The sequence below is a fragment of the Ornithinibacter sp. genome (assembly GCF_035443565.1).
Classification (GTDB): Bacteria; Actinomycetota; Actinomycetes; order Actinomycetales; family Dermatophilaceae; genus Fodinibacter.
On the sequence record NZ_DAORSO010000089.1, the window covers coordinates 1 to 4,443 of the forward strand.

General features: G+C 70.6%; 4 protein-coding genes and 1 pseudogene. 3 read left to right on the forward strand and 2 right to left on the reverse strand.

Translation table 11 applies throughout. The annotated features are described in order from the left end of the window. Positions 1 to 2: 2 nt before the first annotated feature. Positions 3 to 1,181, reverse strand: coding sequence for a xylose isomerase (gene xylA / locus PLL68_RS09960; RefSeq protein WP_324533650.1), 1,179 nt, complete (start codon positions 1,179 to 1,181; stop codon positions 3 to 5). Positions 1,182 to 1,247: 66 nt separating this feature from the next. On the opposite strand from xylA, the gene PLL68_RS09965 reads away from it, so the two are divergent. After that, positions 1,248 to 2,504 carry an ROK family protein gene (locus PLL68_RS09965; protein ID WP_324533652.1) on the forward strand — a complete coding sequence of 419 codons (1,257 nt, stop codon included), beginning with the start codon at positions 1,248 to 1,250 and terminating at the stop codon, positions 2,502 to 2,504. A 15-nt stretch (positions 2,505 to 2,519) separates the two neighbouring features. On the opposite strand, the gene PLL68_RS09970 is transcribed toward PLL68_RS09965, so the two are convergent. Further along, complete coding sequence (locus tag PLL68_RS09970; protein ID WP_324533654.1) at positions 2,520 to 3,020, reverse strand: dsRBD fold-containing protein; 501 nt, start codon at positions 3,018 to 3,020, stop codon at positions 2,520 to 2,522. 250 nt (positions 3,021 to 3,270) lie between these two features. On the opposite strand from PLL68_RS09970, the gene ppk2 reads away from it, so the two are divergent. Together ppk2 and PLL68_RS09980 are read left to right on the forward strand one after the other, a co-directional pair. Continuing rightward, the gene (gene ppk2 / locus PLL68_RS09975) at positions 3,271 to 4,167 is read left to right on the forward strand and encodes a polyphosphate kinase 2 (RefSeq protein ID WP_324533656.1); all 897 of its coding nucleotides are present in this window, start codon (positions 3,271 to 3,273) and stop codon (positions 4,165 to 4,167) included. Between the two features lie 67 nt (positions 4,168 to 4,234). Then, positions 4,235 to 4,443 (forward strand): annotated as a pseudogene (locus tag PLL68_RS09980) (sterol desaturase family protein); the annotation flags it as partial.

Below are 4,443 nucleotides of genomic sequence, written 5' to 3' on the forward strand. Positions count from 1 at the left end.
CCTCAGCCGATGAGGTGCTCCAGCGCGAGCTGCTGGAGGGCGACGAAACCGAAGTCGCGTTCCGCGGCGGCATCCGGGTCGAAGCCGTCGTCGGTGGCGAGGAAGTCGGCGAGGCTCTCGCCCTCGGCCAAGGTCGGCTGCGCGAGGTCGGGGACCCCGGCGTAGGCCAGAGCGTCCTGCACGCGCGGGTCGGCCCGGAAGGCGCGGGCCTTGTCGGCGAGCATCAGGTAGGTCGCCATGCACGCGCTGGCGGACTCCCAGACGCCGTCCATGTACTCGGTGCGCGAGGGCTTGTAGTCGAAGTGTCGGGGGCCGGTGTAGCGCGGGCCGTCGGGGTGGTTGGGGAAGCCGTTCTCGAGCAGGTCGACGGTGAAGAAGGCCGACATGAGGTCGCCGTGACCGAAGACGAGGTCCTGGTCGTACTTCAGCCCGCGCTGCCCGTTGAGGTCGATGTGGAAGAGCTTGTCGCTCCACAGGGCCTGCCCGATGCCGTGGGTGTAGTTCAGCCCTGCCATCTGCTCGTGGCCGGTCTCGGGGTTGAGGCCGACGATGTCGCCGTGCTCGAGCTCGGCGATGAGGGCGAGCGCGTGACCGGCGGTCGGCAGGAAGATGTCACCGCGGGGCTCGTTGGGCTTGGGCTCGAGGGCGATGCGCAGGTCGTAGCCCTGGGCCTTGATGTGGGCGGCGACGGTGTCCAGCCCCTCCTTGTAGCGGTCCATCGCGCTGTGGACGTCCTTGGAGCCGTCGTACTCGCTGCCCTCCCGACCGCCCCACATGACGAAGGTGGTCGCACCGAACTCGGCGGCGAGGTCGACGGCGGAGAGGATCTTGCGCAGCCCGAACCGGCGCACGCCGCGGTCGTTCGAGGTGAGCCCGCCGTCCTTGAACACCGGGTGGCTGAAGGTGTTCGTCGTGACCATCTCGATGACGAGCCCGGCCGCGTCGGTCGCCTCCTTGAACCGCGTGAGGATGCCGCGCTTGGTCGCCTCGTCGGCGCCGAACGGGAAGACGTCGTTGTCGTGGAAGGAGACCCCCCAGGCGCCGAGCTCGGCGAGCTTGTCGCTGTACTCCCACGGGTCGAGGGCGGGACGGCTGGCGGAACCGAAGGGGTCGACACCGACCCACCCGACGGTCCACAGGCCGAATGAGAACTTGTCCTGCGGGGTGGGCTGGCGGGTCATGACGGGTTCCTCCCATTGTTTGTTGTGAGATGAAACATATTAGGAGGGGTGGAGTAGGGTCAAGTGGTGTCGTTGACCGATCCGCGCCGCGCCGCCGAGACGACCTCCGGGGCCCGACAGTCATCGCTGCGGGCGAGCAACCTGTCGCTGGTCGCCCGCACGGTCTGTGCCTCCCCGGAGCCGATCTCGCGAGCGTCGGTCGCCAAGCGAACCTCGATGACCCGTTCCACGGCATCCCGCCTTGCCGACGACCTCGTCGCGGCCGGGCTGCTCGACGAGCTCGAGCGGGCGGGGACCACCGGCCCCGGCCGCCCGGCCACCCCCCTGGTGGCCGGCGGCGGCGTCGCAGCACTCGGCCTCCAGGTCAACGCCGGCTTCCTCGCTGCGCGGGTGGTGAGCCTGCGCGGCGACGTCATCGGTGAGCACATCGAGGTCGACGACCTCGTCGGGTCACCCCCGGTGCCGACGCTGGAGCGCCTCGCGGCGATCGCCCGCGACGTGCTCGACGGGATGCCGTCCGGCGTGCGTCTGGTGGGTGGCGGCCTCGCCCTGCCGGGGGTGGTGTCCACCGACACCGGCACCCTGCTGCTCGCCCCCAACCTCGGGTGGGCCGACCTGCGACCGGTCGAGCACCTCCCCGGCGATCTTCTCCCCGCGGGAGCCGGGGTGCTGCGCGTCGGGAACGAGGCCGACCTCGCCGCTCGCACCGTCGCCGAGGAGACCCCCGGACGGCCGGGCCCCGTGCGCGACTTCGTCTACCTCTCCGGCGAGATCGGGATCGGCGGCGCCGTGGTGCTCGACGGCCGGGTCATGACGGGCCAGCACGGGTGGGCCGGCGAGATCGGGCACGTGACCGTCGACCCCGACGGCCCTGCGTGCCCCTGCGGCTCGACCGGGTGCCTCGAGCGCTACGCCGGCAGGCACGCGATCCTCGATGCTGCCGGGATGGACCGCGACAGCACCGCCGCCGACATCGCCACCGCCGCGGCATCCGGAGATGCTCGCGCGACCGAGGCGCTGGGCCGGGCGGCGCGCGCGCTCGGAATCGCCGTGGCCGGCGTGCTCAACGTCCTGGACATCCCCGCGGTCGTGCTCGGTGGGCACCTCGGCCAGATCGCCGACCTGCTGCGCCCCGAGCTCGAACGGCAGCTGAGGACTCGGGTGATGTCTGCGCGGTGGGCCGCGCCGACGATCGTCCCCGCCCCCGTCGATCTCGCGCCGGGGGCGACCGGCGCCGCGATGCTCGAGCTCTCGTTGGTGCTCGACCAGCCGGCCCTGTGGGCAGACCACCGCACATCGCAGGGTGCCTCGACCCTGCGATGACGCCGGCGGTGCGTGTCAGCGGGCGCTGATGACGACGTCGACCTCGCCCGTGGCCCCCTCGATGTCGCGCTCCGCGGCAGCGATCAGGTGGTCTGCGAGGTGGTGCAGGGCCCGGGCCACGGCGACCTCGTCGCCGATGTGGGCCACTCCCGGGTCGGCACTGCTGCGATGGCTCGTGCCCCTGGCGGTGAGCGCCTCGGGCGAGTCGGCGAGGAGCGCAACCGTCGCGGTGGTGTCGTCGCCCTTCTCGAAGATGGTCACCCGCACGTTCCACTGCCGCATCGTCCCGAGTTCGGGCTTGGCCACGAGGTCGGCGTGGTGCGAGTGCTCGCTCTCGGTCACCTTGAGCACTGCCCCGGGGCCCGGGAACAGCGTGCTCGTGTGGCCGTCCTCCCACCGCACGACGTAGGGCGGTCCGCCGTCCGCACCGCGCGCCTCCAGCACCTCGCCCGCTCGAGTCGGCTGGTCGACCAGCTCACCGGCCAGGATGATCCGGTCACCGGGCATGGCTCTCATGGCTGCTCCTCACGTGAGTCGTCACCGTGACGTGCGGGGTGCCGGGGCGGTGGCGACGACCACGGCACCCACGTCGATTCTGCTCCCGCCGGACCCTCGGCGGCTAGCGTCTCCCGCAGTGTCGAGTCTCACCGACCCCTACTCCGGAGTCCACCGTGAGGCACCACGACGGCGAAGTGGCGCCACGGCATCCCGAAGCGAGATGGGCGAGGGGCTGGCGCGGCGCGCGCGCAACCGGTGGAATGGCGCCATGCCCCAGAAGATGGCCCTGCGCGCCTACATCGACAAGCTCCGCACCGAGGGGTACACGGTGCGTGACGACCACGGCGACGACCCCATCCTCATCTCCCCAGACGGCAGCGCGGTCGAGACCTGGCGCGAGGAGTACCCCTATCCCGAGCTGATGTCGCGCAACAGCTACGAGGTCGAGAAGTACCTCCTGCAGATCGAGCTGCTGAAGTTCCAGTACTGGACGATGGACAGCGGCGCCAAGCACGTCATCGTCTTCGAAGGGCGCGACGCGGCCGGCAAGGGCGGCACGATCAAGCGGTTCACCGAGCACCTGAACCCCCGCGCGGCGCGGGTCGTGGCGCTGACCAAGCCGACGTCGACCGAGGCCGGCCAGTGGTACTTCCAGCGCTACGTCAACCACCTGCCCACCTCGGGCGAGATCGTCATGTTCGACCGCTCCTGGTACAACCGGGCCGGGGTCGAGCGGGTCATGGGCTTCTGCACCGACGAGGAGCACGCGACCTTCATCTCGCAGGCGCCGAACTTCGAGCGCATGCTCGTCGAGTCGGGCACGACGGTGACCAAGCTGTGGTTCTCGGTGACTCAGGACGAGCAGCGCACCCGGTTCGCGATCCGCCAGATCGACCCCGTCCGGCGCTGGAAGCTGTCGCCGATGGACCTGGAGAGCCTGGACCGATGGGAGGCCTACACGGCCGCCAAGGAGGAGATGCTCAAGTACACGGACAAGGGCTACGCGCCGTGGATCACGGTCAAGAGCAACGACAAGAAGCGGGCTCGGGTCAACGCGCTGCGCGCCTTCCTGCACCAGTTCGACTACGAGGGCAAGGACCACGACGTCGTCTTCGCGCCCGACCCCAAGGTCGTGCGTCGCGCCAAGTACACGGTCGGTGACTGAGCGGCCGCGGCCGAGATGTTGACCACTTCGACCGCCACGCGCTCACGGCATCGGATGCAATGGCCTTGTGGGCCGACCTGATCTGACCGTCCTGGCCATCCCGGCCTTCGTCGGTGCGATGGCCGCCGAGGTCCTGTGGCAGCGCCGCAACCCGGCGCCGGCCGGCACCCCGCGCGCCGGTGACTACGAGGTGGCCGACACCATCGCGAGCCTGACGATGGGGGTCGGCAGCCTCATCGCTCCGTTCGTCGCGAAGAAGCTGCTCGACCCGGTGAC